Genomic DNA, 23,041 nt, shown 5'->3' with positions numbered 1-23,041 from the left:
AGATGCGTGTGACCGAACTCAACATCTATCCGCTGAAAAGCGCGCGCGGTATCCCTCTCTCCGAAAGCGCCGTTTCGGCCGAAGGCCTGCCGGGTGACCGCCGCGCCATGCTCACTGATCCCTCCGGCCATTTCATCACCCAGCGCGAATTGCCCGCCATCGCCACGGTTCTGGCCCGGCATGAGGATGGCGGCATGGTGCTGGCGCGCGACAAGGACGGCGAGATTTTCGCAAGGCCATCCGGGCAGCGCATGGATGTGGCGGTGTGGAAATCGATCGTCAGCGCCAATATCGCCGATGACGAGACCAATGGCACGCTCTCGGCATGGCTGGGGCGCGAGGTGAAGCTCGCCTTTTTTGATGATACCTCGAAACGTATTGCGAGCCTCGAATGGACGGGCAACGAAACGCCCGTCACCTTTGCGGACGGCTACCAGATCCTCGTCACCACCACGGCCTCGCTTGCCGCGCTGAACGACAATATGCGCGCCAATGGCGAAGACGCTGTTGGCATGGAGCGTTTCCGGCCGAATATCGTGCTTGACACGGACGAGGCATGGGCTGAGGACCGCTGGGCGGCCATCGAGATTGGCGGCATTCGCTTCGATCTCGTCAAACCCTGCGCCCGCTGCATCATGACCACGCAGGATCAGACCACCGGCTCGCGTGATGTGCCCTCCCCCATGAAAGCCATGGGCCGCATCCGCATGTCCGGCGACCGGCGCGTGCCCGGCCCGCTCTTCGGCTGGAACGTGACGCCGCGCAGCCAGGGCAAGCTGTCCGTCGGCGATGTGGCAAAGGTGGTCGAGGAACGGCCGGAAGGCTGGACGATCAAACGGCGGTAAGTTGCTGGTTCGGGTCAAACCCAACCCACAGCCCACAGCGCAAAGTTTTCATAGGCTGGCGCGCCCTCTCTCCATCATTCCTGCGCCTGTCACAGGATGAGGAAAGGACGGAGCATCACCGCATCACGGCTTGTGCGCCCCGACGATCAGGAAAATCGGGCGGCGATCTTCGTGCTTCAGTTCAGGCCGCTCGGCCATCAAGGCCGGATCAGGCCTCGGCTCCGCCAGCCGCGTCAAAACAAATCCGGCAGCCAGGAGACCATTGAGAAGGCCTGACACCGTGCGGTGATATTTGACCACATCGTCCGCCATCCAGTTGGAATGGCGCACGCCCTGACTTTGATAATTATCGAGCGGCCAGTGCAGGATTTCGCCATCCTCGCCATAAAACCAGTCCTGTTTTTCCAGCGCCGTGAAAACGGGATGTTCGATGGAAAAGATGAAATCGCCGCCGGATTTCAGCACGGCAAAGACCTTCGCGAATGCCACGTCGAGATCGCGGACGTAATGCAGGGCGAGAGAACTCAGCACCACATCGAAACTTTCCTGCGGAAAATCGATGTCTTCGATGGCGGCGCGGCGGTATTCGATGCCGGGCCCGCCATTTATTTCGGCGGCGCGGTGCAGCATGTTTTCCGAGAGATCAACGCCAACGACATGGCGCGCGCCCTGCTCTGCGGCAAAACGGCAATGCCAGCCGAAACCACAACCGAGATCAAGAAGGCTCCTGTCTTTCAGGGGCGGAAGCATGGCACGCAATTCATGCCACTCGCCGGCCTGACGCAGGCCCTCCACGGAGCGCGGCATGGCGCTGTAACGCTCAAAAAACCCTGGATCGTCGTAGATATTCTGTTTCATCGTCTTCTCTCCGGCCGTATTCCATCAATCGCATGAATAGTGGCCGTCAAGAAAAGTCGCTAGTGGGACTGGCTGACAAAAGATAATATTCATCCCATCATAGCGGAATCTGCGGCAAGCCATGTCCCTCTTTTTTGGGACGAGGCGCCGCGATGGGGGAATATTCATGTTGCAAGCCACACGCCAGACAATGCCCTGGCTGATTATCGCCGCCGGGTCACTGATTGCCGTCATGACCTTCGGGCCGCGTTCGGCCATGGGCTTCTTCCAGCTGCCGATGCTTGCCGATACCGGCTGGGACCGTTCCACCTTCGGTCTCGCCATGGCCCTGCAGAACCTCTTCTGGGGTCTCGGCCAGCCCTTCTTCGGCGCCATCGCCGATAAATACGGCACGGGCCGCGTGCTTGTTCTCTCCGGCCTGCTTTATGCTGCCGGCCTCATCTGCATGTCCTTTGGCACCTCGCCCTTCTGGCTGCATTTCGGCGGCGGCGTGCTCGTCGGGCTCGGCATTGCCGCCGGTTCCTTCAGCGTCATCCTTTCGGCCTTTGCACGCCATGTCACGCCGCAGCAGCGTTCGCTCGCCTTCGGCATCGGCACGGCGGCGGGCTCAGCCGGCATGTTTCTGTTCGCACCGATCAGTCAGGGGCTGATCTCCACCTATGGCTGGTCGGACAGCCTCGTCTGGCTTGCCGCGATGATGATGCTCGTGCCGCTGCTCGCCTTCTTCATGCGCGGCAATTCCTCTTCCGGCAGCCAGTCGCAGGCGCAGTTCCAGCAGACGGCAGGCGAAGCGCTGAAGGAGGCGCTCGGCCATAAAAGCTACCTGCTTTTGACCACCGGCTTTTTTGTCTGCGGTTTTCAGGTGGCCTTTATCACCGCGCATTTCCCGGCCTATCTCGGCGATATCGGCATCGAACCGCGCTACGCCGTCATCGCCATGGCGCTGATCGGCTTCTTCAACATCATCGGGTCGCTTGCCGCCGGTGTCATTGCCCAGCGTTATTCGAAACCCTATCTGCTCGCCTATATCTATATCGCCCGCTCTGTCGCCGTCACAGCCTTCCTGCTTCTGCCGCAATCGCCGCTTTCGGTCATCATCTTCGCCGCCGTCATGGGCATCCTCTGGCTTTCCACCGTGCCGCCCACCAATGCGCTGGTGGCGATCATGTTCGGCACACGCCATCTCGGCATGCTCGGCGGCGTCGTGTTCCTGTCGCACCAGATCGGCTCGTTCCTCGGCGTCTGGCTCGGCGGCTTCCTTTACGACAGGCTGGGTTCCTATGATCTCGTCTGGTGGCTGGGCGTCGGCATGGGGATTTTTGCGGCCATCGTGCATTGGCCCATTCAGGAGCAACCGGCCCCGAGGCCTGCAATGGCCTAGTCAGACAGCCTTATCGAGCGCGGGCGGCATCACCTTCCCCTCAGTCGCCCGGCCTTCCAGCGCCTTCAGCGCCGCCTGCACGAAACCGTCGCGGGCGGCGTTTTCGTTGAGCCCACGCGGATCGTAGACATGTCGGTTGAGGAAATGGGCGGTGAGGCGGAAAGCCGCCGCAAGGCTGTCAGGATCGGCGGCCTTCGACTGGCCTTCGCTCAAGAAAGCCGGAAGCGACAGCATGCGCTCCGCATAGGGCGCGCCTGCCGTGCGGCAAACCGCCCGGCCCGTCTTTGGCGATACATAGATGAGGTCGGTGCGCAGCCCCGTCGCCGCGCATTCGGTCAGATCAAGCCCGAAACCGAGATCGTTCAGCACTGCCAGTTCAAAGCGCACGAACAATTCCCCGGCATCGACGGGGTCGTGGAGATTGTCGAGAATGATATCGAGCGCCTGATAGAGATGCGGGTGCGGATCACGCTCCGGCAGAAGCCTGAGAAGAGCACCCATGGCCTGTACGCCATAAACCGCGGTCGCCGTCTCCATCAGTTGTGCGGCGCGCAATTGCAGCGGCTCGATGCGGAACTCGCCGAGATGATCGTGAAGGCGCGCGCGCCAGATGACATCCACCCGGTTTCCGGCCTGTAGCACCGGCTGCATGCTGCGGGAACGGCCGGAACGGACCAGCCCCAGATGGCGGCCACGCGAAGGGGTCATCACCTCGGCGATGACACTCGTCTCGCCATGGCGTTTTACGCCGAGAATGATTGCCTCTTCCTGCCACTGCATGAAACGCGTCCGAATTTCGATTCAAGGCCGATCATACCCGATCTGGCGGCGAAACGTTATTCTTTTACGGCATTGTCGACCGTGCCGACGAGGTTGAGGACGAAATCGATAATTTCGTTTTCCCCGAAGGGCTTGCCCAGCAATGGCGCATGCATGAGATCATCCGGAAAGCCCGTCGTGTCGCCATAGCCGCTGACGAAACCGAAGGGAATTCCCCCATCGCGCAGCCCGCGCGCAAAATCATAGCTCTTGCCGTCGGTAAGGCTGACATCGAGAAGCACACAATCGGCGCCGTCCTCTTCAACGGCCTGTCTCGCCTGCGCCAGCGTCGTGGCGATGACGACGGTTTCCACCCCCATGGACTGGAGAACCGCTTCGACATCAAGCGCCACCAGATATTCATCCTCAACGATGATAACCCGTTGTGGCACCATATGTTTTCTTCTTCCTAAAAAGATGGCCGCAAGGCTCGAAGCTGCGGTTTCCGACATGATTCTCCAGTGAGATATCACGACAGGAGTCGCAAATTACGGCTCCACCGTCATTTAAAAAAGACATGTCGAAAGAAGATCAGATGAAGGGTCTTTGCCGCTTCTCTTCGCTTTCCCAGCTGGCCACATGGCTCAACCCGGCATCATCAAGCACCAGACAACCCTTGTCGGTCCAGCGAATGAGACCGCGATCGACCAGCTTTCTCAAGGTCTTGTTGGTGTGGACAATGGACAGGCCAAGTGTATCCGCCACATGCTGCTGGGTGACCGGGATCGGCGTTTCCCCCTGTATGAGATGGACCGCCTTTGCCTTGCTGTAGAGGAAAACAATCAGATAGGCGGCGCGCTCCAGCGCCGTGCGCCGGCCGATGCTGAGGAGATGGCTGTCGAGCATGCGTTCCTCACTCGCAGCGATCCAGGTCAGGTCATAGGCAAGCGTCGGATGGTCGGTGAAGAGATTATTGAGGCGCGAGCGCTCGAAGACGCATAGGGTGACTGGCGACAGCGCCTCCACCGAATGCTGCATTTCCCCCATCACCGTGCCCTGCAGGCCGACGAGATCGCCGGGCATGACATAGTTCAGTATCTGCCGCCTGCCGTCTTCCAGCGTCTTGTAACGGAAAGCCCAGCCCTGCAAAACGGTGTAAAGATGGGCGCTATGCGAGCCTTCCATCAGGATGACGGAGCCGCCTTCCACCGCAAGTTCCCCCGTCTTGAAACGCGAGACGAAATCTAGCTCGGAGGAGGAAAAGTCGCGGAAATGCGGCAGGTCGCGCAGGGGACATTGCTGGCACGGGGTGGTGGAAATTCCGTTCGGTTTTTTTGGCGACATGAATATCCGTCATCGAAAAAAGGTTGCGCCCAATTGTTTTGGAACAACCCGCCCGAACGTATTCGGTTCCCGATGGTGGGTGAAGATATTCAGTTCGCTATTTGTACGTCGTTCCATCCCCCAGCGCCCTCATTCCTGTGCTTGCCACAGGAATGAGGGGGTGAAGCGGATGTGCTTCAGTTTCGGGGGAATTCCAGTCCCATTTCGCGGAAACGCTCGGGGTCATCACCCCAGTTCTCGCGCACCTTGACGAACAGGAAGAGATGCACCGGCTGTTCGAGGATTTCCGACAGTTCCTTGCGCGAGGCGGTGGAAATGGCCTTGATCGCGTCGCCGTTCTTGCCGAGCGCAATCTTCTTCTGGCTGTCGCGCTCGACATAGATCACCTGCTCGATGCGTACCGAGCCGTCCTTGCGTTCTTCCCACTTTTCCGTCTCGACATGCGAGGCATAGGGAAGCTCCTGATGCAGGCGCAGGAACAGCTTCTCGCGGGTGATTTCGGCAGCGAGCTGGCGCATCGGCAGATCGGAAATCTGGTCTTCCGGATAATACCACGGACCTTCCGGCAGAGCCTCCACCAGATAATCCATCAGATCTTCGCAACCCGAACCGTTGGTGGCCGAAATCATGAAGGTGCGGTCGAAGGCCACCGTCTCATTGGCGGCGGCGGCAAGCTTAAGCAGGTCTTCGCGCTTCACCTGGTCGATCTTGTTGAGGCAGAGGATCTTCTTCTGCGGAACATCCTTCAGGCCTTCGAGAATGGCCTCGGCGTCGCCTTTAAGACCACGTTCGCTGTCGATCAGCAGCAGGATGAGATCGGCATCCTTCGCGCCGCCCCAGGCGGAGGTGACCATCGCGCGGTCGAGCCGACGGCGCGGCTTGAAGATGCCGGGCGTGTCCATGAAAACGATCTGCGCATTCTTGTGAATGGCGATGCCGCGCATCACGGCGCGCGTCGTCTGAACCTTGTGGCTGACGATCGAGACCTTGGCGCCCACCAGCCTGTTGACCAGCGTCGACTTGCCGGCATTGGTCGGGCCGATAAGGGCCACGAAACCGGAACGGGTCGGAAGGTTGTTGTCTTCGCCTTCAATGGCGGGGTTTTCGTGATCGGTCATGATATCCATCAAGGTCAGAGGTATTCAACATGCGGCCTTATCGGTCCGCCATGCGCTCGATTTAGCACCCTATGGCGGGCGCTCAGTTCTGGGTGGAGCCCTTCTGCCAGACGCCTTCGCGTTCCAGCAATCTGGTTGCCGCCACCTGCTCGGCCGCGCGCTTGGAGCGCTCGACACCGGTTTCCGGCTTTACGCCGGGAATTTCGACAGTCACTGTAAAGCGAGGATCGTGATCCGGTCCGGAGCGATCGTCAATCCTGTAAGAGGGCGTGGTCGCAAATCTGGCATGCGCCCATTCCTGCAATTCGGTCTTGGCGTCTCGCCGTCCGGCATCCACGCTCGTTGCGCGGCCCTGCCAATATTTCAGAATGAACTTGCGCGATGCTTCCAGCCCGCCATCCAGATAGATGGTGGCGATCAGGCTTTCGACCACATCGGCGCGCACATTCAGCATCGCCTTGCCGGTCAGCTTTTTCACGTCGGATCCGGTACGGATGAAATTGTGCAGCCCCATCTCGTCGCCGATCGCGGCGCAGGATTCGGCGCTTACGAGCTGGTTGAGACGGACGGAGAGTTCACCTTCGGTGGCGTTACGGAAAATGGAGAACAACAATTCCGCCACGCAGAGGCCGAGAACGCGGTCCCCTAGAAATTCCAGCCGCTCGTAATTGCCGGCCGCGGCGGAGCGGGCGCTGGCATGGGTCAAGGCCCGGTCGAGCCGGGCCTTTTCCTTGAACTCATATCCGATCAACGCTTCCAGACGGGAAATTTCGTCCGCGGAAAGCGGCTTGGTCTTACTCATCCCACAACCTTGAACAGGCGGTCCCAACGCATGTTGGCCGGCCATTCCCAAATGCGGCTGAACGGCGTGTCGTTGCCCAGCGAGAAGAAGATGACGCTGGCGCGGCCGATCAGGTTTTCTTCAGGCACGAAACCGACATCGAAGCGGCTGTCGAGCGAATTATCTCTGTTGTCGCCCATCATGAAATAATGGCCTTCCGGCACCACGAATTCACGCGTGTTGTCGCCGCGCGAATCGGGCGACTGGTCCAGCGTGTCGTAGGTGACGCCATTATCAAGCGTTTCGCGGAAAACAGGCACATTGGCGCCCGGATCGGCGCGATAATCTGACGTGAAGGTGCCGTCGGGCTGCTTCGGAACCGGCTGACCGTTGATGAACAGCACGCCGTTCGTCACCTGGATGCGATCACCCGGCAGGCCGACGAGACGCTTGATATAATCGACTTCAGGATTGGGCGGCAGGCGGAAGACCACGACGTCGCCGCGCTTCGGCTTGCTGAATTCGAGAATACGGCCCGAAAACAGGTTCGGCGAAAAAGGCAGCGAATATTTCGAATAGCCGTAGGAGAATTTGTTGACGAAAAGATAGTCGCCAACCAGAAGCGTCGGCATCATCGAGCCCGATGGAATCGTGAAGGGCTGAAAAAGCACGGTGCGGATGACCATGGCCAGCAGCAGCGCCTGAATGATGACCTTGACGTTCTCCCAGAGGGCGTTCTGCTTCTTTTCAGCTTTTTCCGACACTTAAAGACCTGCCTGATTGTTTCCCGGCTTCTTCGGCTTCGCGAAGGCTTCCGGGCCGTTGTTTGTAGAGCCTGCGGCGGTGGAGCGGTTTCACACTGCCGGCAAGGCTTTCATATTTCTGCGACTTCTCTAGAACCTTTCCAGCCCGAAGGGAAGCGCTTCTGTCACACGCCCGCAAATAGAGCGCCAATGCGGCAAGGCCGGGGCCTCAATCGATCACGGGAAGCGCTTCTATGATCACAAATGCCTGAGCATAGGGAAAATCGTCCGTGATCGTCAGGTGAATATTGGCGCGGTGGCCGGCGGGCAGCAAGGCCGCCAGCCTCTCCCCCGCCCCATTGGTCAGCCTCATGGTCGGCTTGCCGCCCGGCAGATTGACGACACCCATGTCCTTCCAGAAGACGCCATTCGCAAGGCCGGTTCCCAGCGCCTTGGAACAGGCTTCCTTGGCGGCAAAACGTTTGGCGTAGGAAGCGGCGCGGTTCTTGCGGCCATCGGATTTCGCGCGCTCGATATCGGTGAAACAGCGATGGGTGAAGCGCTCGCCGAAACGTTCGATCGACTTTTCAATGCGGCGGATGTCGATCAGGTCGCTACCCAATCCAATGATCATTTCAGCATCTCCAGAGAAGCATTCTTGTTGGCGGCGCGATGCGCGAGATTTTCCATCTTGCGGCGCTGGAAACCGCTGATGAGGCCATAAACGGCGATATAGGCGATGATTGCGCTGATGCCGGCCGGAAGAAGCGCGCCGATGGTCATGGGCTCCAGCACCGGCGTCCATATCTGCCGGAATTCAAGATGGCTGAACAGCGCCACGAAATCCACATGCGCGGCACTTTCCGTCTTCTGCCGGCCGAGAATGAAGTGTCCCAGCTCCCAGGTGGATGCCCAAATGAACGGAAATGTCAGCGGATTGGCGAAGGTGGTGCCGAGCGCCGCCGCCACGAGATTGACGCGCAAGAGGAAACCGAGCGCCATGGCGATGATGATGTGAACGCCGAGAAACGGCGTCCATGCCACGCCCACACCGATGGCGACACCGGCGGCAACAGAATGCGGAGAGGCGGAAAGCCTGAGCAGCCGCAGCTTCATATAGCGCAGCGAACGGGAAAAACCCGTTCGCGGCCAGAACAGGTCGCGAATCTTCTCTGAAAAACCAACGGGTTCACGGCGGCGAAACGGCATGGGGGCAGTCTATTTCATCGCCCCGGCCGAGCCAAGAGCATGGTAGACAACAAAGGACTTTTGCTGACTTATCCCCACGTCCGTCATTCTGGCCCTTGAGCCGGAAACCAGCCTACGCGTGCTCGTGCAGCGTCGACAGATCAATAACAAGCCTTGCCGGACACTCTGACGTCATCCTCGGGCTTGTCCCGAGGATCAGCAAGCGATTGATTCAATTCGACGTGATTAGATCCTTGGGGCATCCTCGAACTTGTTCCCGGGACCAAGGAGACGTTGAGGAAATACGCTCCCTCTCGCCGTCAACTTCATTGCAAACGCAGCATGTCATATCAGTCAAACCGGACAGCTGTGTGTGGGACACCCGCTAGAAGCGCGTATTCACCTTGGTCTACGAGACGCAGGAATGCACAGGCCGATAGGGCTGCATCTGCTAGCCCCATACGCATGGCGATGGGCTGCCATGCGTTGAGTGCATTACCGGCGGAACAGGCCGCGGTCGATTTCGCGCTGGCGGAATTCGAGATCGACGTTCGATACCGAACCGCTGAGATATTCGAATTCGCGTTCCTGGGTGGTCTTGCCACGGACGGCACGGGCGATCTTGCGAAGCGGAGTAAACATGATTTTCGGTCCTTTCGGTTTGGAACTGGCGTTTCTCATCGGTGTTTATCCACCGGCACGCCGCGTTTCCTTCTCTTCAATTTCTGAGGAGAAAATAGTCGCAAACCACTTCCACGACCAGAGACAGGAAAAGGCCGCTGCCATGCGTTTAGCGCATAACAACGGCCTTTCAGTATCTTCAAAGGATCAAAAATGCCTCAATCGAAGGCACGCGTCACCGTCGAGACGCAGTCGAGATCCTTGAGCTGCGACAGAAGCTGGTTCAGCTGCCTGAGATCCCAGACTTCGACATCCAGCGCCAGCTCGGAGAAATCCGTGCCGATGCGGACCATGTTCAAGCCCCGAATATTGACATCGAGCGTGGCGATGGACTGCGCCACGGAGGCGAGCGTGCCCGGCTCGTTCAGCGCATTGATCATCACCCGCGCCATGAAGCGCGACTTGTTCGCTTCATCGAGGTCCCAGCGGACATCGATCCAGCGCTCCGGCTCATCGTCGAAACGCTGCAGCGCCGGCGCCTGAATGGGATATATGGTAATGCCCTTGCCTTTTTCCATGATGCCGACGATGCGGTCACCCGGAACCGCGCCGGCGGCACCGAAATGCACGTCGACATTGCCGGAAAGGCCGCGGATGGGCAGCGGGTCCGGCCCATCCAGCATTTCGGCCGCGCCATCGTCCTCCAGAGCGGAGCGCGACTTGCCGGGGATCTTGAAGACCATGCCGGAAGCGCTGCGCATGTTGAACCAACCATCGTCACCGGTCATCTTCACCGTGACGCGCTCGTCCTGATAATCCGGATAGACCGCACGCAGCACATCGAGCGAGGAGACCTCACCGCGCCCGACGGCGGCGATCGCGTCTTCCACATCCTTCTGCGCCAGACGATGAAGAACGGGCTTCAGTGCTTCACGCGAGAAGGCCTTGCCGGCGCGCTCGAAGGTGCGCTCCAGAATGCGATAGCCGAGGCCGGAATATTGCTTGCGGATGGCCATGCGCGTGGCGCGACGGATGGCCGAGCGGGCCTTGCCCGTCACCACCACCTCTTCCCATGCGGCAGGCGGCACCTGCACGCCCGAGCGGATGATCTCCACCTCGTCGCCATTGTTAAGCCGGGTCACGAGCGGCATGATCCGCCCGTTGATCTTGGCGCCAACCGTCGTGTCACCGATATTGGTGTGCACCGCATAGGCGAAATCGATGGGGGTCGCGCCGCGCGGCAGCGCAATCAGCTTGCCCTTGGGCGTGAAGCAGAACACCTGGTCCTGGAACAGTTCCAGCTTGGTATGTTCGAGGAATTCTTCCGGGCTGTCGCCTTCGGCGAGCGATTCGATGGTGTGGCGCAGCCAGGAATAGGCGTTGCTTTCCCGAGAGAGCAGATCGCCCTCCCCGTTTTCGCCATCCTTATAGAGCGCATGGGCGGCAATGCCGAATTCGGCGATCTCGTGCATGCGCTTGGTGCGGATCTGCAGCTCGATGCGCTGGCGCGAGGGTCCGACGATGGTGGTGTGGATGGAGCGATAGTCGTTCTGCTTCGGCGTGGAGATGTAATCCTTGAAGCGACCCGGCACCACGCGCCAACGGGTGTGCACGATGCCCAGCGCCCGGTAGCAGGCGGGAATATCGTCCACCAGAATACGGAAACCGTAAACATCCGAAAGCTGCTCGAAGGAAAGCGACTTCGCCTGCATCTTGCGGAAAACCGAATGGGGCTTTTTCTGCCGCCCTTTTACGTTGGCCCCGATCAGGCCGTTCGCCACGAGAAGCTCACGCAACTCGTCCTCGATCTTCTTGATCAGGCCCTCATTGCGCGTTTCCAGTTCCTGCAGGCGGTTCGTCACCGTCTCATAGGCTTCCGGGTTGAGATAACGGAAGGACAGGTCCTCCAGCTCGTCGCGCATGTCCTGCATGCCCATGCGGCCGGCGAGCGGCGCATAGATTTCCATGGTCTCTTCGGAAATGCGGCTGCGCTTGTCGGCCGGCATGTATTCCATGGTGCGCATATTGTGCAGGCGGTCGGCGAGCTTGACCAAGAGAACGCGCACGTCGTCGGAAATGGCGAGCAGCAGCTTGCGAAGGTTTTCGGCCTGTTTCGCCTTGCGGGTAACGAGGTCGAGCTTCTTGAGCTTGGTGAGGCCTTCCACCAGCCGGCCGATATCTTCGCCGAATAGCTCGTCGATTTCCGCGCGGGTGGCGGTGGTGTCCTCGATCGTATCGTGCAGCAGCGCCACCGCGATGGTCGATTCGTCGAGATGCATTTCTGTGAGGATCGCGGCAACTTCCAGCGGATGCGAGATATAGGGGTCGCCATTGGCCCGCTTCTGCTGGCCGTGTTTCTGCATGGCGTAAACATAGGCCTTGTTCAGCAGGGCCTCATTCGCATCCGGTTTGTATTTTTGAACTCGCTCGACGAGTTCGTATTGCCGCATCATGCGATATTCCACAAAAAGAAAGCGCGCCAACCTTGGGGTCGGCGCACAATGCTGCATCAATAGGGATCAGATTATGACGGCAACTATTGACAGACGGTAACCACCGCCTGCCAATGGCGTCATAAAGTCAGATCAATAATCGTCATTTTTTTCCGGCGGCACAAGGCCTTCGATACCGGCCAGCAGTTCTTCTTCCGACATCTGGTCGAAAGTGACGGTTTCCGGCTGGTCGTCGTCTTCGCCATCAGCAATAGCGGAGGCGGCGAGCGTGACCGGATCGGGCTCGGGCTCGTCCACTTCCACATGCTTCTGCAGCGAATGGATGAGGTCTTCCTTGAGATCGTCGGGAGACAGCGTCTCATCAGCGATTTCGCGCAGCGCAACGACAGGGTTCTTGTCGTTATCGCGGTCAACCGTGATGGAAGAGCCCTGCGAAATCTGGCGCGCACGGTGGCTAGCGAGAAGCACCAGCTCGAAACGGTTGTCTACTTTATCAATGCAATCTTCTACTGTGACGCGGGCCATTGCCTGTCCTTTGTGGGTCGTAATGTCGTGGATCAGAGCGCCGTGCGATATTAGCGATGCACCGGCTGTGCCCTAACCTATTGAATCTGCGCCTCGCGCCTTGCGAAAAACACTCAAGATTTCTCGTGACGAAGCTTTCCAGCTTCCGATACAGCCATTGGCCGCGGAATTCAAGTTTTTCCTGTATTTGGCGTCTTTTGGCAACTTATCCGCCATGTTTGGCGTCTGATGAACAAAATGTCTAGAAGAATTGTCTTGGAATACGGGGGAAGGTAGCTTACTTAAAACGCAACGGCGATGCGCAAAATTCGTTGATACGACATGATTTTTTGCGTTAGCGACCGGAAATAAAAGCCAGATAATGGCCTTTCCAAAAAAAAGGAATGGGATGGAATGTTCGATCCACGGGAGAAAATTGCGCTCTTCATAGACGGAGCCAATCTTTATGCAGCATCGAAAAGCCTGGGGTTCGATATTGACTATCGCAAGCTTCTGAAGGCGTTTCAGAAGCGTGGCTATCTGCTGCGCGCCTATTATTACACCGCTCTTATCGAAGATCAGGAATATTCCTCGATCCGCCCGCTGATCGACTGGCTGGATTATAACGGCTACAAGGTCGTCACCAAGCCCGCCAAGGAATTCACCGACGCACTCGGCCGCCGCAAGATCAAGGGCAATATGGACATCGAACTGGCAGTCGACGCCATGGAGCAGTCCGAGACCGTCGATCACCTGGTGCTGTTTTCCGGCGACGGCGATTTCACCACGCTGGTGGATGCGCTGCAGCGCAAGGGCCGCAAGGTTTCCGTGGTTTCCACCATGGCCACCCAGCCCGCCATGATCGCCGACGATCTGCGCCGCCAGGCCGATCACTTCATCGATCTGATGACGCTGAAGGCCGAAATCGGGCGCGACCCGAACGAGCGCCCCGTTCGTCACGCCGAAGGTCCAGAGACCGTCTGATTCGGTTTTTGTACCGCTGATATTGCAAAAACGCGTCCGTCCAAAAGACGGGCGCGTTTTTGTTTCAAGCGTCTCCAGCAGGACAAAATTCCTTTTAGAATTAACAAACATCAAATTCAGCCAGTCGAAATTATATCTTGGTTAATTTTAGACGTGTCTAAATCACGCAACGGCGCCAGAGACGTGAATTGGGCGCCAGATCAGGATGACTAGACATGCATGGCCAAGAAAAAACCGACCGACAACTCGATGAAAGACTGAATTTTCTGGGGCTTGGCCACGGTGAGCGGCAAAATCTTTCAAACATGAAGGGCGTCATCACCGGCTCTCTCGACGCCTCTCTCGATCGTTTTTATGCGAAGGTCCGCTCGGTGCCGGAGACCGCGAAGTTCTTCGCGAACGACGCGCATGTACAGCACGCCAAGGCCATGCAGCTCAAACACTGGGCAAGGATCGCCTCCGGCACATTCAACGCGGATTATACCGATGCCGTGACGGCTATCGGCCGCACCCATGCAAGGCTCGGGCTGGAGCCGCGATGGTACATCGGCGGCTATGCGCTGATGCTCGATGGCATCGTAAAGGCCCTGATCGAGTCCGAGTTGAAGGGCCTCTTCATGGAAAAGAAGGCCCGGAAGGTGAAGGACGCCCTGTCCGCCACCATCAAGGCCGCGCTTCTCGACATGGATTATTCGATCTCCGTCTATCTCGACGTGCTTGCCGCCGAGCGGCACAAGGTGGAGGCCGAACAGGCGCAGATGAAGAAGGAGCAGGAGCATGTTCTCGCACTGCTCAACAGCGCCCTCGACAGGCTGGCCAATGGCGACCTCACCTCCAGCATCGGTGAAAAGACCGCACCGCAATTCCAGGGACTGATCGCCAATTTCAACGCCGCCGTCGGCAATCTCTCCGGCGCATTTGCGCAGATCGTCGAGGAAGCGAACAAGATTTCCGGCAATACGCGCGAACTGACGTCAGCGACCGACGACATGGCCCGCCGGACGGAGCAGCAGGCGGCCGCCCTTGAGGAAACCGCCGCCGCCGTCGAGGAAATCACCACCATTTCCAAATTGTCGGCGCAGCGTTCCGAAGAGGCCAAGGCCATCGTCGAAAGCTCGGCCGTCGAAGCGGCACGCTCGCGCGATGTGGTGACGGAAGCGGTGAAGGCGATGGGGGCCATCGAGGACTCATCGCAGAAGATCACCCAGATCATCTCCGTCATTGACGAGATTTCGTTCCAGACCAATCTTCTGGCGCTGAATGCCGGCGTGGAAGCCGCGCGCGCCGGCGAGGCTGGCAAGGGTTTCGCCGTCGTTGCTCAGGAAGTGCGCGAACTGGCGCAGCGTTCAGCCAACGCCGCAAAGGAAATCAAGACCCTGATCTCCAAATCCTCCGCGGATGTGATGCAGGGCGTCTCGCTGGTCAACAAGACAGGCGAATCCTTGAATACGATCGGCAACAAGGTGGATCATATTCAGGAACACATTGCCTCGCTGACCAAGGCTGCGCAGGAGCAATCCGTCGGCATTCAGGAAATCAGCGCCGCCATCAACAGCATGGATAATCTGACCCAGAAGAATGCGGCGATGGTGGAAGAAACCAATGCGGCCACGCACAATCTGAGCGATGTCAGCGCCAATCTGGCGGCGCTCGTCAGCCGGTTCAGCGTCTCGGCAACGAAAGCTCATGTGGAGCGGACTTACAAGGCGGCGTAACGGGGCCCGGCGCGCAACACACTCCCGTCATCCCGGCCTTGAGCCGGGATCCAGCCAGTCCAAGTCCTTGGGCTGAAAGAACTCTTTCCACGGCGCAGACGCGCCGTGACTGGATGCCGGATCAAGTCCGGCATGACGGAGGAACAAGCGGTGAAAGGCAGCAAGCCCCCTGCCCGGCAAAATTTATTGCCGCTCAGGCGTTACCACCCTTCAGCAAGCGCGACTTCTGCCGGTTCCAGTCGCGTTCCTTCTCGGTCTCGCGCTTGTCGTGCAGCTTCTTGCCCTTGGCGAGCGCCAGTTCCAGCTTCGCGCGGCCCTTTTCGTTGAAATAGACCTTCAAGGGTACCAGCGTCATGCCTTCGCGGTTGATACCGGCGCGCAGGCGGTTGATCTCACGCTTGCTCAAAAGCAGCTTGCGGCGGCGGCGCGGCTCATGGTTGAAGCGGTTGGCCTGCAGATATTCCGGCAGGTGGGAATTGATGAGCCAGATTTCATCGCCCTCGTCCGACGCGTAGGATTCGGCGATATTCGCCTTGCCTTCGCGCAGCGACTTGACCTCGGTGCCGGTCAGCACGAGCCCTGCTTCATAGGTATCGATGATTTCGTAGTTGAAACGGGCCTTGCGGTTTTCCGCAACGATCTTGTTCACCACGCGCTGGCTGCCTTTGGGGGCCATGATATTTCAATCCCTTGTTTTTCTTATTGCGCCTTCGGCTTACCGCCGAGAGCGGTTTTCGAACCTCTATTTAATGTTGTCGTCGCAAAAAGAAAAGGCGCGCCGAACGGCTTCTGTTTCGAAGCGGTCCATGGCGCGCCTTTTAGGTTTTCAGGCGTGTCTCAGTTCATCAGGCCGGCATGCTTCAGCGCCGCATCGATGGCCGCTTCCGTGGCCGGTTCCAGCGTGCTCATCAAGGGCGAACGGACCCGGCGATTGCCGCCGCGGGTCTTCGACAGCGCATATTTGGTGCCGCAGACGCCGGGCTCCATGAAGATGGCCTTGTGCAGCGGCATCAGGCGATCCTGATATTCCAGCGCCTTGGCGTAATCACCCGCGAGCATCGCCGCCTGGAATTCCGAACAGAGGCGCGGCGCGACATTGGCGGAGACAGAAATGCAGCCGACGCCGCCATGGGCGTTGAAACCGAGCGCCGTACCATCCTCACCCGAAAGCTGGATAAAATCCTTGCCGCAGGAAATACGCTGTTCGGAAACGCGATCGATCTTGCCCGTCGCATCCTTCACACCGACGATGTTCTTATGCGCCTTGACCAAGGCGCCCATGGTTTCCGGCGACATATCCACCACCGAGCGCGGCGGGATATTGTAGATGACGATCGGCAGCTTCACCGCTTCTGCCACGGCGGAAAAATGGGCGAACAGGCCCTTCTGGGTCGGTTTGTTGTAATAAGGCGTCACCACCAGCAGCGCATCCGCACCGGCTTCCTGCGCGTGCAGCGCAAGCTCGATCGCCTCATCGGTATTGTTGGAGCCAGCGCCCGCAATGACCGGAACCCGTTTCGCCGCTACCTCGATGCACAGCTCGACGACACGTTTGTGCTCGTCGTGGGAGAGGGTTGGAGATTCCCCCGTCGTGCCCACGGGCACAAGTCCGTTGCTGCCTTCGGCGATCTGCCATTCCACATGGGCGGCAAATGCCTGTTCGTCCACGGCGCCATTGTCCGTGAACGGGGTAATGAGGGCGGGAATTGATCCCTTGAACATGCAAAGCTCCTGGCGCCGAGCCGGTTCATGCTTCGGCCGCATTCGATGGTTAAAACCGGCACACATTAGAGCCAGCCCTTGGCGCCGACAAGCGCAAAGGCAGCGTATTTTGTCCGAAATTGTCGGAAGTGTGACAGTCTCCCGACCGTGATCGGCAAGCGCAAAAGACCGGCGCCGAAAAGAGACGTCGCTCGCGGGCAGGTGAATAAAAGTTGATTGAATTGCGGGGCGGGAATTAAGATTTCATTAAGGCTGAAATCCCAAGATTCCGGTGCGGGACATCAGACCGTTTTCGGCAATCCCGCTGCAATGAAGCGATATTACAAGAAAGTCGACAAATCCGTTACACGATGAAGAGCGGCATGAAAAAGACAGTCTGGGGATTGATGGCGGCGGGCCTTGCCGCAACCGTTTGGAACGCACTGGCCGGGCCGCTGCCGGAAGGTGCGGCGCCGCTTCCCTATGTCAAGCCGAATGCACCTGCTGTTCCGGCCTTCATGCCGGCCTCGCCCGAGATCACCGGCGCCATACCGCGCCTCAACCGCGCCGATGATACAAGCCAGTTGAAGGCGGGTCTCGACGCGCTTTCGAGCCGTGATGCGGCCCGCGCGATTGCGCTGCGCAACACCATGCCGACCGGCAGCCTTGACCGCCATATCCTCACCTGGGCTATTGCCGTTTCCGGCCAGAAGGACGTCGCTTCCGCCGAAATTGCCGCTGCCCAGCGCGAGCTCTCCGGCTGGCCGGGTGCGGCGACGCTGCGCGCCAATTCCGAAAAAGCGCTTTACCGCGAAGATCCGCCCGCACCCCAGGTGCTTGCCGCCTTCGGCAATAGCCGCCCGGAAACCGCCGAAGGCACCGTGGTGTTCGCCAAGGCGCTCGCCTCCTCCGGCAAGGGTGCGGAATCGCAGAGTCTCATTCGCCAGCTCTGGGTCAGCGAAGGCATGGACAAGGACATGGAAGACCGTGTGCTTGCCGAGTTTCCCGCCTATCTGACGCCCGCCGACCATAAAGCGCGCATGGACTATCTGATGTATCGCAGCCGCATCAGCCAGGCGAAGCGTTTTGGTGATCTCGGCAAGGCGCAGTCGCTTTACAACGCCTGGGCGGCCGTGCTGCAGCGATCCGCAACCGCAACCGCGCTCCTCGGCAAGGTCGACGCCTCCTGGCGCAGCGACCCTGCTTATCTCTTCGCGCGGGTGGAAAACCTGCGCAACCAGCAGAAATACCCCGAAGCAGCAGCCCTTCTGCGGCAGGCGCCGAAGGAAGCCGCCAAGCTCGTCAATGCCGGCGAATGGTGGAACGAGCGGCGCATCATCGCCCGAGGCATCGCCGATCTCGGTGATTTCGCCGAGGCCTATCGCATTGTCGCCAATCATTCTGCCACCTCGGCGGTCGATACCGCCGATGCGGAGTTCCATGCCGGCTGGTACGCGCTGAGGGCGCTGCGCGACCCGGCGACGGCTTCGCGTCACTTCAACACGCTGCTTCAGACCTCGAACCGGCCGCTTTCGGCGTCGCGCGCCTATTATTGGCTAGGTCGGGCGGCGGAAGCCGGTGGACCGGGCGACGCCCGCGACTTCTTCACCAAGGCAGCCGCTCACCCCGGCACGTTTTACGGCCAGCTCGCCGCCGCGCGAATCGGCGCAAAAACATTAAACGTCACCTATCCGAGCCCCAGCAGCAGCGACCGCGAACGTTTCGCCGGCCGCGAAGCCGTACGCGCCATCGACCGGCTGGAGGCGGCCGGTTACGGCTGGCGTGCCGACAGCCTTTATCGGTCGCTTGCGGAACAGCTCGACAGTCCCGGCGAGCTTGCCATTCTGGCGGCAAGGGCTGAGGGCAACGGCAATCACCAGGTCTCGCTGCAGATCGGCAAGACGGCCTTCAGCCGCGGCATCGATGCGGCAGCGCTCGCCTATCCGCTCGGCGTCATTCCCGCCAGCGCCAATATTGCCGGCTCCGGCAAGGCGCTCGCCTATGCGATTGCCCGGCAGGAAAGCGCTTTCAATCCCGCCGCCGTCTCCGCCGCCAATGCCCGCGGCCTGCTGCAGCTGCTGCCCGGAACCGCCAAGGGCGTGGCCGGCCGCCACGGCCTGCCCTACACGCAGGCGATGCTGACCAGCGATGCGGGCTACAACGCCACGCTCGGCGCGCATTATCTCGGTGAACAGATCGACAGCTTCGGTGGATCCTACATCCTCACCTTCATCGCCTATAATGCCGGACCGAAACGCGTGCCGGAATGGATCTCGCGATATGGCGACCCGCGCGGCAAGCCGATCGACGAGGTGGTCGACTGGATCGAACGCATCCCCTTCCCCGAAACGCGCAATTACGTGCAGCGGGTGATGGAGAATTATCAGGTCTACAAGACGCGGCTGGGGCAACAGGCCGATATTGTCGATGATCTGCGCCATGGGCGTGCGGGATAAGGCAGCATTCTTCCGCCAATCGCTGATCGTTCTAAAACATTCAAGCATCGGTTCGCCCGGTGCTTTTTTGTTTTCCGTGTTTGAATAACGCCTCTCAGCGCCGGAAGCCATCAAACGAAAAACCCCGGCGTTTCTGCCGGGGTTTCCATCACTGACAATGTCAGATCAGATTAGAACGTGCGCTGAAGGCGAACGAAGCCGGTGACTTCGTCGTCACGACCATCTTCGTCGTAGTAGTTAGCGGTGATCTTGGTGGCCAGACCTTCGGTGATCTTGTAGTCAACCGTCAGACCAGCAGTCCAAGCGTCACGGTCGCCAACGAAGTCGCCGTCAGCAGGGTTGACGTCCAGCGTACCGAGGTATTCGAAGCCGGGGGTAAGCGTCAGGCGATCGGTTGCCTTGATCGCGTACTCAACGGCAACAGCCCATTCAGACTTTGCGTAGTAAGCGTTGTCGCCAGAAGCCCATACACCAGCAAGACCGAAGGTGCCCGGACCAATATCTGCGAACAGCATGCCGCGGATAGCAACGTTTTCTGCGTCGAAGTCGTAGCTGGCGATCAGGTTAGCCGTAACAGCGCCGAACTTGCCGCCGATCATGCCGCCGATACCGACGTTGTTGTCAGCGCCGTACTGGAACTGGCCGTACTGGCCTTCCAGTTCGTCAACCGAGAGCGCAGCCTGGAAAGAACCAGCGTCATAGGTGTACTTGATCGAGTTGAACAGGGTGTTGGTCGACAGAATGTCGGTTTCACCGTTCAGATCGTCATCCCACCAGCTGTAGAACTTACCGACCTTCAGGCCGCCGAGTTCGATGAAGGCCTGGTCAACGAAAACGCTCGAAGAAGAAGCAGAACCGTTGTCAGCATTGCCGCGGAAGCCGATGAAGCCACGCAGAGCGCCGAGCTCGGTGTCGGTGCGGGTGTCAACTTCGAACTGAGCGCGCGTGAACGAATCCCAGTCAGAGGTGCCGGACTTGTCACGACCGAAGTCGGTCTGGAAACGAACGTAGCCCTGGAACTTCAGGCAGGTTTCGGTGCCGGGGATGTAGAAGAAGCCGGTGCCGAAAGCGTCGCAGACGCGAACGTATTCCAGGGGCTCGGGCTCGGCAGCGACGATAGCGTCAGCGGCCTGTGCGCCGGATACTGCTGCGAGAGCTGCAGCGGAGCCGATGAGAAGGCTCTTGATGTTCATGGTTGACCTCCAGTCAAACGCTTAATCTTCTAAGCAGCGGGTGGGAAAGCACTCAGAAATGCGTGCCGCTTATGAAGCTGATTAGAGCCAAAACCGGACGGATCGGCAATCGTAATCATGACGAAAGGAAGACAGTAAGGTGTCCTTAGTTTTTCATTGTTGCGAAATAGCTACAATTCTAACCTGCCTCACCAGATTCATTACCGAATAGTTAATTTCCAATCTATTTCAGATGCTTAGCTGATGAATCCAACATTCATCCAAAAGCAAGTGAAATGCCTTTAGAGAGCCTGGCCATAATCAGGACGCAGGAAATTGTCCAAAAGTTGATCTGCCACGTCGCAGAATCGTTCATCTTGCAATCTGGCCGCCCGCAATTCCGATTGATCTGGCGTTGCTATCTGTGACGAGCACAAGGTGATTCGGCGAATCTGGATCACGATGAACCCTATTCGGCAACGCGCATAAGTGTGGTCGAAACGATATCATCAATTGATCATCCACACTCTAAGATCGCCATAACGCAAAAAAGCCCGGCTCGAGAGCCGGGCTTCCATCACTGACAATGTCAGATCAGATTAGAACGAACGCTGAAGGCGAACGAAACCGGTAACCTGGTCGTCACGGTTGTCGATGTCGACGTAGTTAACAGCGATCTTCGTGGAGAGGCCCTGAGTGATCTTGTAGTCGAGCGTCAGACCAGCCTTCCAGCCGTCGTCGTTCGAGAAGTCGTCCCAGGAAACCAGGCCGTAGTTGCCGTAGTACTGAACGCCGGGGGTGATCGTCAGCTTGTCGGTTGCCTTGATTGCGTATTCAGCAGCAACTGCCCACTCGGAGACGTTGTAGTAAGCGTTTGCGCCAGAAGCCCAAACACCAGCCAGGCCGAGCGTACCCGGACCAACGTCAGCCGTTGCGATCAGACGTACAGAGCCGTTTTCACGGTCAACGTCGTAGCCGCCGATGAGCTGGAGCGAAGCTGCACCGAGCTTGGCGCCAACGCCGAGAGCGATACCAACGTTGTTGTCAGATTCATTGAAGCCCTGAACGTTGATGCCTTCGAGTTCGTCAACCGAAGCGCCTGCCCAGAAGGAGCCAGCGTCGTAGGTGTAACGAATGGAGTTGAACAGAGCGTTGGAAGACAGCTCGTCCGTTTCGCCAGAAAGGCCATCGTCCCACCAGCTGTAGAACTTACCGACCTTCAGGCCGCCGAGTTCGATGAAGGCCTGGTCAACGAAAACGCTCGAAGAAGAAGCAGAACCGTTGTCAGCATTGCCGCGGAAGCCGATGAAGCCACGCAGAGCGCCGAGCTCGGTGTCGGTGCGGGTGTCAACTTCGAACTGAGCGCGCGTGAACGAATCCCAGTCAGAGGTGCCGGACTTGTCACGACCGAAGTCGGTCTGGAAACGAACGTAGCCCTGGAACTTCAGGCAGGTTTCGGTGCCGGGGATGTAGAAGAAGCCGGTGCCGAAAGCGTCGCAAACGCGAACGTATTCCAGGGGCTCAGGCTCAGCAGCGACGATAGCGTCGGCAGCGTGAGCGCCGGATACTGCTGCGAGAGCCGCAGCGGAGCCGATGAGAAGGCTCTTGATGTTCATGGTTGACCTCCAGTCAAAGTTTTTAAGTGGGTCTGGGTACTTTCGCTGAAGGACAGCATTCCCTGCCCCATTCCCGTGTTCTTAGAAGCCAAACGATCCACCGCCTCGCTTCTGGTGGTGAAAATACAAAAGGTTTCGCCGCTTGCAATCGCCAACATCCGATAAATAGCATTTACGTATATGCTTCATTTCGGTTTGTTGCGGAAACAACACACAGTGCGCACCCGGCCGGCAGACAGCTTTACCATGCGTTAAGAAATTGCTTGAAAATCCGTTAGTTAGCGAGGTTAACAAGGTCTTTCTAAACTACCGGCCTTTTCGGCGAAGCCTTGCCTTGCTGGGCAAGGATGATGGAAATTTTTGCTTCCTCATACCCCTTAACCTGACATGCCGCCACGGCGCTCATGGAGAAAGGATAGAAAACCATGCCGTTTGCCACCGATTCCTCGCGCAACGATTCGACGCGCTTGCTCAGCGCTGGTTACGATACTGCCGGTACGATATTGAAGTCGACACCGCCAAGTCTCTTGATTCGCTCGTTTCTTCCATAATCGAAACCTGAAGAGCGCGGACGTCTGCGGCTTCATGGTGCGAGGTCGACATGGCTGTCGCGCACCGAAGCACGAAGCGCGGGTCGGCTATGATTTGGAGCTGAGGGATATGTAGGGCTGAAGTTTCCGGTCTGTGCCAAAGTGGCGGAGAGGATGGGATTCGAACCCACGATACGCTTTTGACGTATACTCCCTTAGCAGGGGAGCGCCTTCGACCACTCGGCCACCTCTCCGGTGCGGCCTGATTATTG

The 23,041-nt window shown here is 58.7% G+C and carries 21 protein-coding genes and 1 tRNA gene; 5 read left to right on the top strand and 17 right to left on the bottom strand.

Annotation, left to right across the window (positions count from 1 at the left end):
• Positions 1 to 2: 2 nt before the first annotated feature.
• Entirely contained in the window at positions 3 to 845 is an 843-nt protein-coding gene (locus AC5I5B_RS16395; protein ID WP_111834265.1) for an MOSC domain-containing protein, read from the top strand.
• A 123-nt stretch (positions 846 to 968) separates the two neighbouring features.
• Here the strand turns inward: AC5I5B_RS16395 and AC5I5B_RS16390 are convergent, their stop codons facing one another.
• Entirely contained in the window at positions 969 to 1,703 is a 735-nt protein-coding gene (locus AC5I5B_RS16390) for a class I SAM-dependent methyltransferase (protein WP_060724000.1), read from the bottom strand.
• A 166-nt stretch (positions 1,704 to 1,869) separates the two neighbouring features.
• Here AC5I5B_RS16390 and AC5I5B_RS16385 point away from each other — a divergent pair, with 166 nt between their 5' ends.
• On the top strand, positions 1,870 to 3,084 hold the full coding sequence (locus tag AC5I5B_RS16385) for an MFS transporter (RefSeq protein WP_162691508.1): 1,215 nt from the start codon (positions 1,870 to 1,872) through the stop codon (positions 3,082 to 3,084).
• On the opposite strand, the gene recO is transcribed toward AC5I5B_RS16385, so the two are convergent.
• The 11 genes from recO to rpoZ form a co-directional block, all read right to left on the bottom strand.
• A complete protein-coding gene (gene recO / locus AC5I5B_RS16380; protein WP_060723998.1) occupies positions 3,085 to 3,864 on the bottom strand; it encodes a DNA repair protein RecO in 780 nt (259 codons plus the stop codon).
• Between the two features lie 56 nt (positions 3,865 to 3,920).
• Positions 3,921 to 4,298, bottom strand: coding sequence for a response regulator (locus tag AC5I5B_RS16375; protein ID WP_031234546.1), 378 nt, complete (start codon positions 4,296 to 4,298; stop codon positions 3,921 to 3,923).
• A gap of 136 nt (positions 4,299 to 4,434) precedes the next feature.
• Positions 4,435 to 5,187, bottom strand: coding sequence for a Crp/Fnr family transcriptional regulator (locus AC5I5B_RS16370; protein ID WP_020813373.1), 753 nt, complete (start codon positions 5,185 to 5,187; stop codon positions 4,435 to 4,437).
• Between the two features lie 176 nt (positions 5,188 to 5,363).
• A complete protein-coding gene (era, locus tag AC5I5B_RS16365) occupies positions 5,364 to 6,314 on the bottom strand; it encodes a GTPase Era (protein WP_161974047.1) in 951 nt (316 codons plus the stop codon).
• Between the two features lie 73 nt (positions 6,315 to 6,387).
• Positions 6,388 to 7,107 (bottom strand): ribonuclease III, encoded by a 720-nt coding sequence (gene rnc, locus AC5I5B_RS16360; RefSeq protein WP_003509950.1) that lies wholly within the window; start codon positions 7,105 to 7,107, stop codon positions 6,388 to 6,390.
• Positions 7,104 to 7,850, bottom strand: coding sequence for a signal peptidase I (lepB, locus tag AC5I5B_RS16355; protein ID WP_003509951.1), 747 nt, complete (start codon positions 7,848 to 7,850; stop codon positions 7,104 to 7,106). Before lepB ends, rnc begins: the two co-directional genes overlap by 4 nt.
• A gap of 208 nt (positions 7,851 to 8,058) precedes the next feature.
• Entirely contained in the window at positions 8,059 to 8,463 is a 405-nt protein-coding gene (acpS, locus tag AC5I5B_RS16350) for a holo-ACP synthase (RefSeq protein ID WP_111834264.1), read from the bottom strand.
• The gene (locus AC5I5B_RS16345; RefSeq protein WP_099085525.1) at positions 8,460 to 9,038 is read right to left on the bottom strand and encodes a DUF2062 domain-containing protein; all 579 of its coding nucleotides are present in this window, start codon (positions 9,036 to 9,038) and stop codon (positions 8,460 to 8,462) included. Before AC5I5B_RS16345 ends, acpS begins: the two co-directional genes overlap by 4 nt.
• A gap of 474 nt (positions 9,039 to 9,512) precedes the next feature.
• Complete coding sequence (locus AC5I5B_RS16340) at positions 9,513 to 9,659, bottom strand: hypothetical protein (RefSeq protein WP_003496944.1); 147 nt, start codon at positions 9,657 to 9,659, stop codon at positions 9,513 to 9,515.
• 197 nt (positions 9,660 to 9,856) lie between these two features.
• Positions 9,857 to 12,091 (bottom strand): RelA/SpoT family protein, encoded by a 2,235-nt coding sequence (locus AC5I5B_RS16335; RefSeq protein ID WP_003509955.1) that lies wholly within the window; start codon positions 12,089 to 12,091, stop codon positions 9,857 to 9,859.
• A gap of 132 nt (positions 12,092 to 12,223) precedes the next feature.
• The gene (gene rpoZ, locus AC5I5B_RS16330; RefSeq protein ID WP_020009554.1) at positions 12,224 to 12,616 is read right to left on the bottom strand and encodes a DNA-directed RNA polymerase subunit omega; all 393 of its coding nucleotides are present in this window, start codon (positions 12,614 to 12,616) and stop codon (positions 12,224 to 12,226) included.
• Positions 12,617 to 13,009: 393 nt separating this feature from the next.
• Here rpoZ and AC5I5B_RS16325 point away from each other — a divergent pair, with 393 nt between their 5' ends.
• A complete protein-coding gene (locus AC5I5B_RS16325; protein WP_003509957.1) occupies positions 13,010 to 13,579 on the top strand; it encodes a LabA-like NYN domain-containing protein in 570 nt (189 codons plus the stop codon).
• 215 nt (positions 13,580 to 13,794) lie between these two features.
• The gene (locus tag AC5I5B_RS16320; RefSeq protein WP_111834263.1) at positions 13,795 to 15,294 is read left to right on the top strand and encodes a methyl-accepting chemotaxis protein; all 1,500 of its coding nucleotides are present in this window, start codon (positions 13,795 to 13,797) and stop codon (positions 15,292 to 15,294) included.
• A 193-nt stretch (positions 15,295 to 15,487) separates the two neighbouring features.
• Here the strand turns inward: AC5I5B_RS16320 and smpB are convergent, their stop codons facing one another.
• Together smpB and dapA are read right to left on the bottom strand one after the other, a co-directional pair.
• Positions 15,488 to 15,970 (bottom strand): SsrA-binding protein SmpB, encoded by a 483-nt coding sequence (smpB, locus tag AC5I5B_RS16315; RefSeq protein WP_003509959.1) that lies wholly within the window; start codon positions 15,968 to 15,970, stop codon positions 15,488 to 15,490.
• Positions 15,971 to 16,131: 161 nt separating this feature from the next.
• On the bottom strand, positions 16,132 to 17,016 hold the full coding sequence (gene dapA, locus AC5I5B_RS16310; RefSeq protein WP_003509960.1) for a 4-hydroxy-tetrahydrodipicolinate synthase: 885 nt from the start codon (positions 17,014 to 17,016) through the stop codon (positions 16,132 to 16,134).
• A gap of 362 nt (positions 17,017 to 17,378) precedes the next feature.
• Here dapA and AC5I5B_RS16305 point away from each other — a divergent pair, with 362 nt between their 5' ends.
• A complete protein-coding gene (locus AC5I5B_RS16305; protein WP_162694563.1) occupies positions 17,379 to 19,451 on the top strand; it encodes a lytic transglycosylase domain-containing protein in 2,073 nt (690 codons plus the stop codon).
• Between the two features lie 170 nt (positions 19,452 to 19,621).
• Here the strand turns inward: AC5I5B_RS16305 and AC5I5B_RS16300 are convergent, their stop codons facing one another.
• The 3 genes from AC5I5B_RS16300 to AC5I5B_RS16290 form a co-directional block, all read right to left on the bottom strand.
• Entirely contained in the window at positions 19,622 to 20,644 is a 1,023-nt protein-coding gene (locus AC5I5B_RS16300) for a porin (protein WP_495752752.1), read from the bottom strand.
• A 578-nt stretch (positions 20,645 to 21,222) separates the two neighbouring features.
• Entirely contained in the window at positions 21,223 to 22,239 is a 1,017-nt protein-coding gene (locus AC5I5B_RS16295; RefSeq protein WP_111834262.1) for a porin, read from the bottom strand.
• A gap of 693 nt (positions 22,240 to 22,932) precedes the next feature.
• Positions 22,933 to 23,023 (bottom strand) — tRNA-Ser (locus tag AC5I5B_RS16290).
• Between the last annotated feature and the right edge of the window lie 18 nt (positions 23,024 to 23,041).

The sequence above is a fragment of the Agrobacterium sp. genome (genome assembly GCF_059499945.1).
Note: the sequence above shows the minus strand (reverse complement) of the source record. Positions and strands in the feature narration are given on the sequence as shown.

Excerpts from the sequence above, each read along its gene's own strand:
- AC5I5B_RS16395 (WP_111834265.1), top strand. The coding sequence starts at position 3 with ATGCGTGTGACCGAACTCAACATCTATCCGCTGAAAAGCGCGCGCGGT.
- AC5I5B_RS16390 (WP_060724000.1), bottom strand. The coding sequence starts at position 1,703 with ATGAAACAGAATATCTACGACGATCCAGGGTTTTTTGAGCGTTACAGC.
- AC5I5B_RS16385 (WP_162691508.1), top strand. The coding sequence starts at position 1,870 with ATGTTGCAAGCCACACGCCAGACAATGCCCTGGCTGATTATCGCCGCC.
- recO (WP_060723998.1), bottom strand. The coding sequence starts at position 3,864 with ATGCAGTGGCAGGAAGAGGCAATCATTCTCGGCGTAAAACGCCATGGC.
- AC5I5B_RS16375 (WP_031234546.1), bottom strand. The coding sequence starts at position 4,298 with ATGGTGCCACAACGGGTTATCATCGTTGAGGATGAATATCTGGTGGCG.
- AC5I5B_RS16370 (WP_020813373.1), bottom strand. The coding sequence starts at position 5,187 with ATGTCGCCAAAAAAACCGAACGGAATTTCCACCACCCCGTGCCAGCAA.
- era (WP_161974047.1), bottom strand. The coding sequence starts at position 6,314 with ATGGATATCATGACCGATCACGAAAACCCCGCCATTGAAGGCGAAGAC.
- rnc (WP_003509950.1), bottom strand. The coding sequence starts at position 7,107 with ATGAGTAAGACCAAGCCGCTTTCCGCGGACGAAATTTCCCGTCTGGAA.
- acpS (WP_111834264.1), bottom strand. The coding sequence starts at position 8,463 with ATGATCATTGGATTGGGTAGCGACCTGATCGACATCCGCCGCATTGAA.
- AC5I5B_RS16345 (WP_099085525.1), bottom strand. The coding sequence starts at position 9,038 with ATGCCGTTTCGCCGCCGTGAACCCGTTGGTTTTTCAGAGAAGATTCGC.
- AC5I5B_RS16340 (WP_003496944.1), bottom strand. The coding sequence starts at position 9,659 with ATGTTTACTCCGCTTCGCAAGATCGCCCGTGCCGTCCGTGGCAAGACC.
- AC5I5B_RS16335 (WP_003509955.1), bottom strand. The coding sequence starts at position 12,091 with ATGATGCGGCAATACGAACTCGTCGAGCGAGTTCAAAAATACAAACCG.
- rpoZ (WP_020009554.1), bottom strand. The coding sequence starts at position 12,616 with ATGGCCCGCGTCACAGTAGAAGATTGCATTGATAAAGTAGACAACCGT.
- AC5I5B_RS16325 (WP_003509957.1), top strand. The coding sequence starts at position 13,010 with ATGTTCGATCCACGGGAGAAAATTGCGCTCTTCATAGACGGAGCCAAT.
- AC5I5B_RS16320 (WP_111834263.1), top strand. The coding sequence starts at position 13,795 with ATGCATGGCCAAGAAAAAACCGACCGACAACTCGATGAAAGACTGAAT.
- smpB (WP_003509959.1), bottom strand. The coding sequence starts at position 15,970 with ATGGCCCCCAAAGGCAGCCAGCGCGTGGTGAACAAGATCGTTGCGGAA.
- dapA (WP_003509960.1), bottom strand. The coding sequence starts at position 17,016 with ATGTTCAAGGGATCAATTCCCGCCCTCATTACCCCGTTCACGGACAAT.
- AC5I5B_RS16305 (WP_162694563.1), top strand. The coding sequence starts at position 17,379 with ATGAAAAAGACAGTCTGGGGATTGATGGCGGCGGGCCTTGCCGCAACC.
- AC5I5B_RS16300 (WP_495752752.1), bottom strand. The coding sequence starts at position 20,644 with ATGAACATCAAGAGCCTTCTCATCGGCTCCGCTGCAGCTCTCGCAGCA.
- AC5I5B_RS16295 (WP_111834262.1), bottom strand. The coding sequence starts at position 22,239 with ATGAACATCAAGAGCCTTCTCATCGGCTCCGCTGCGGCTCTCGCAGCA.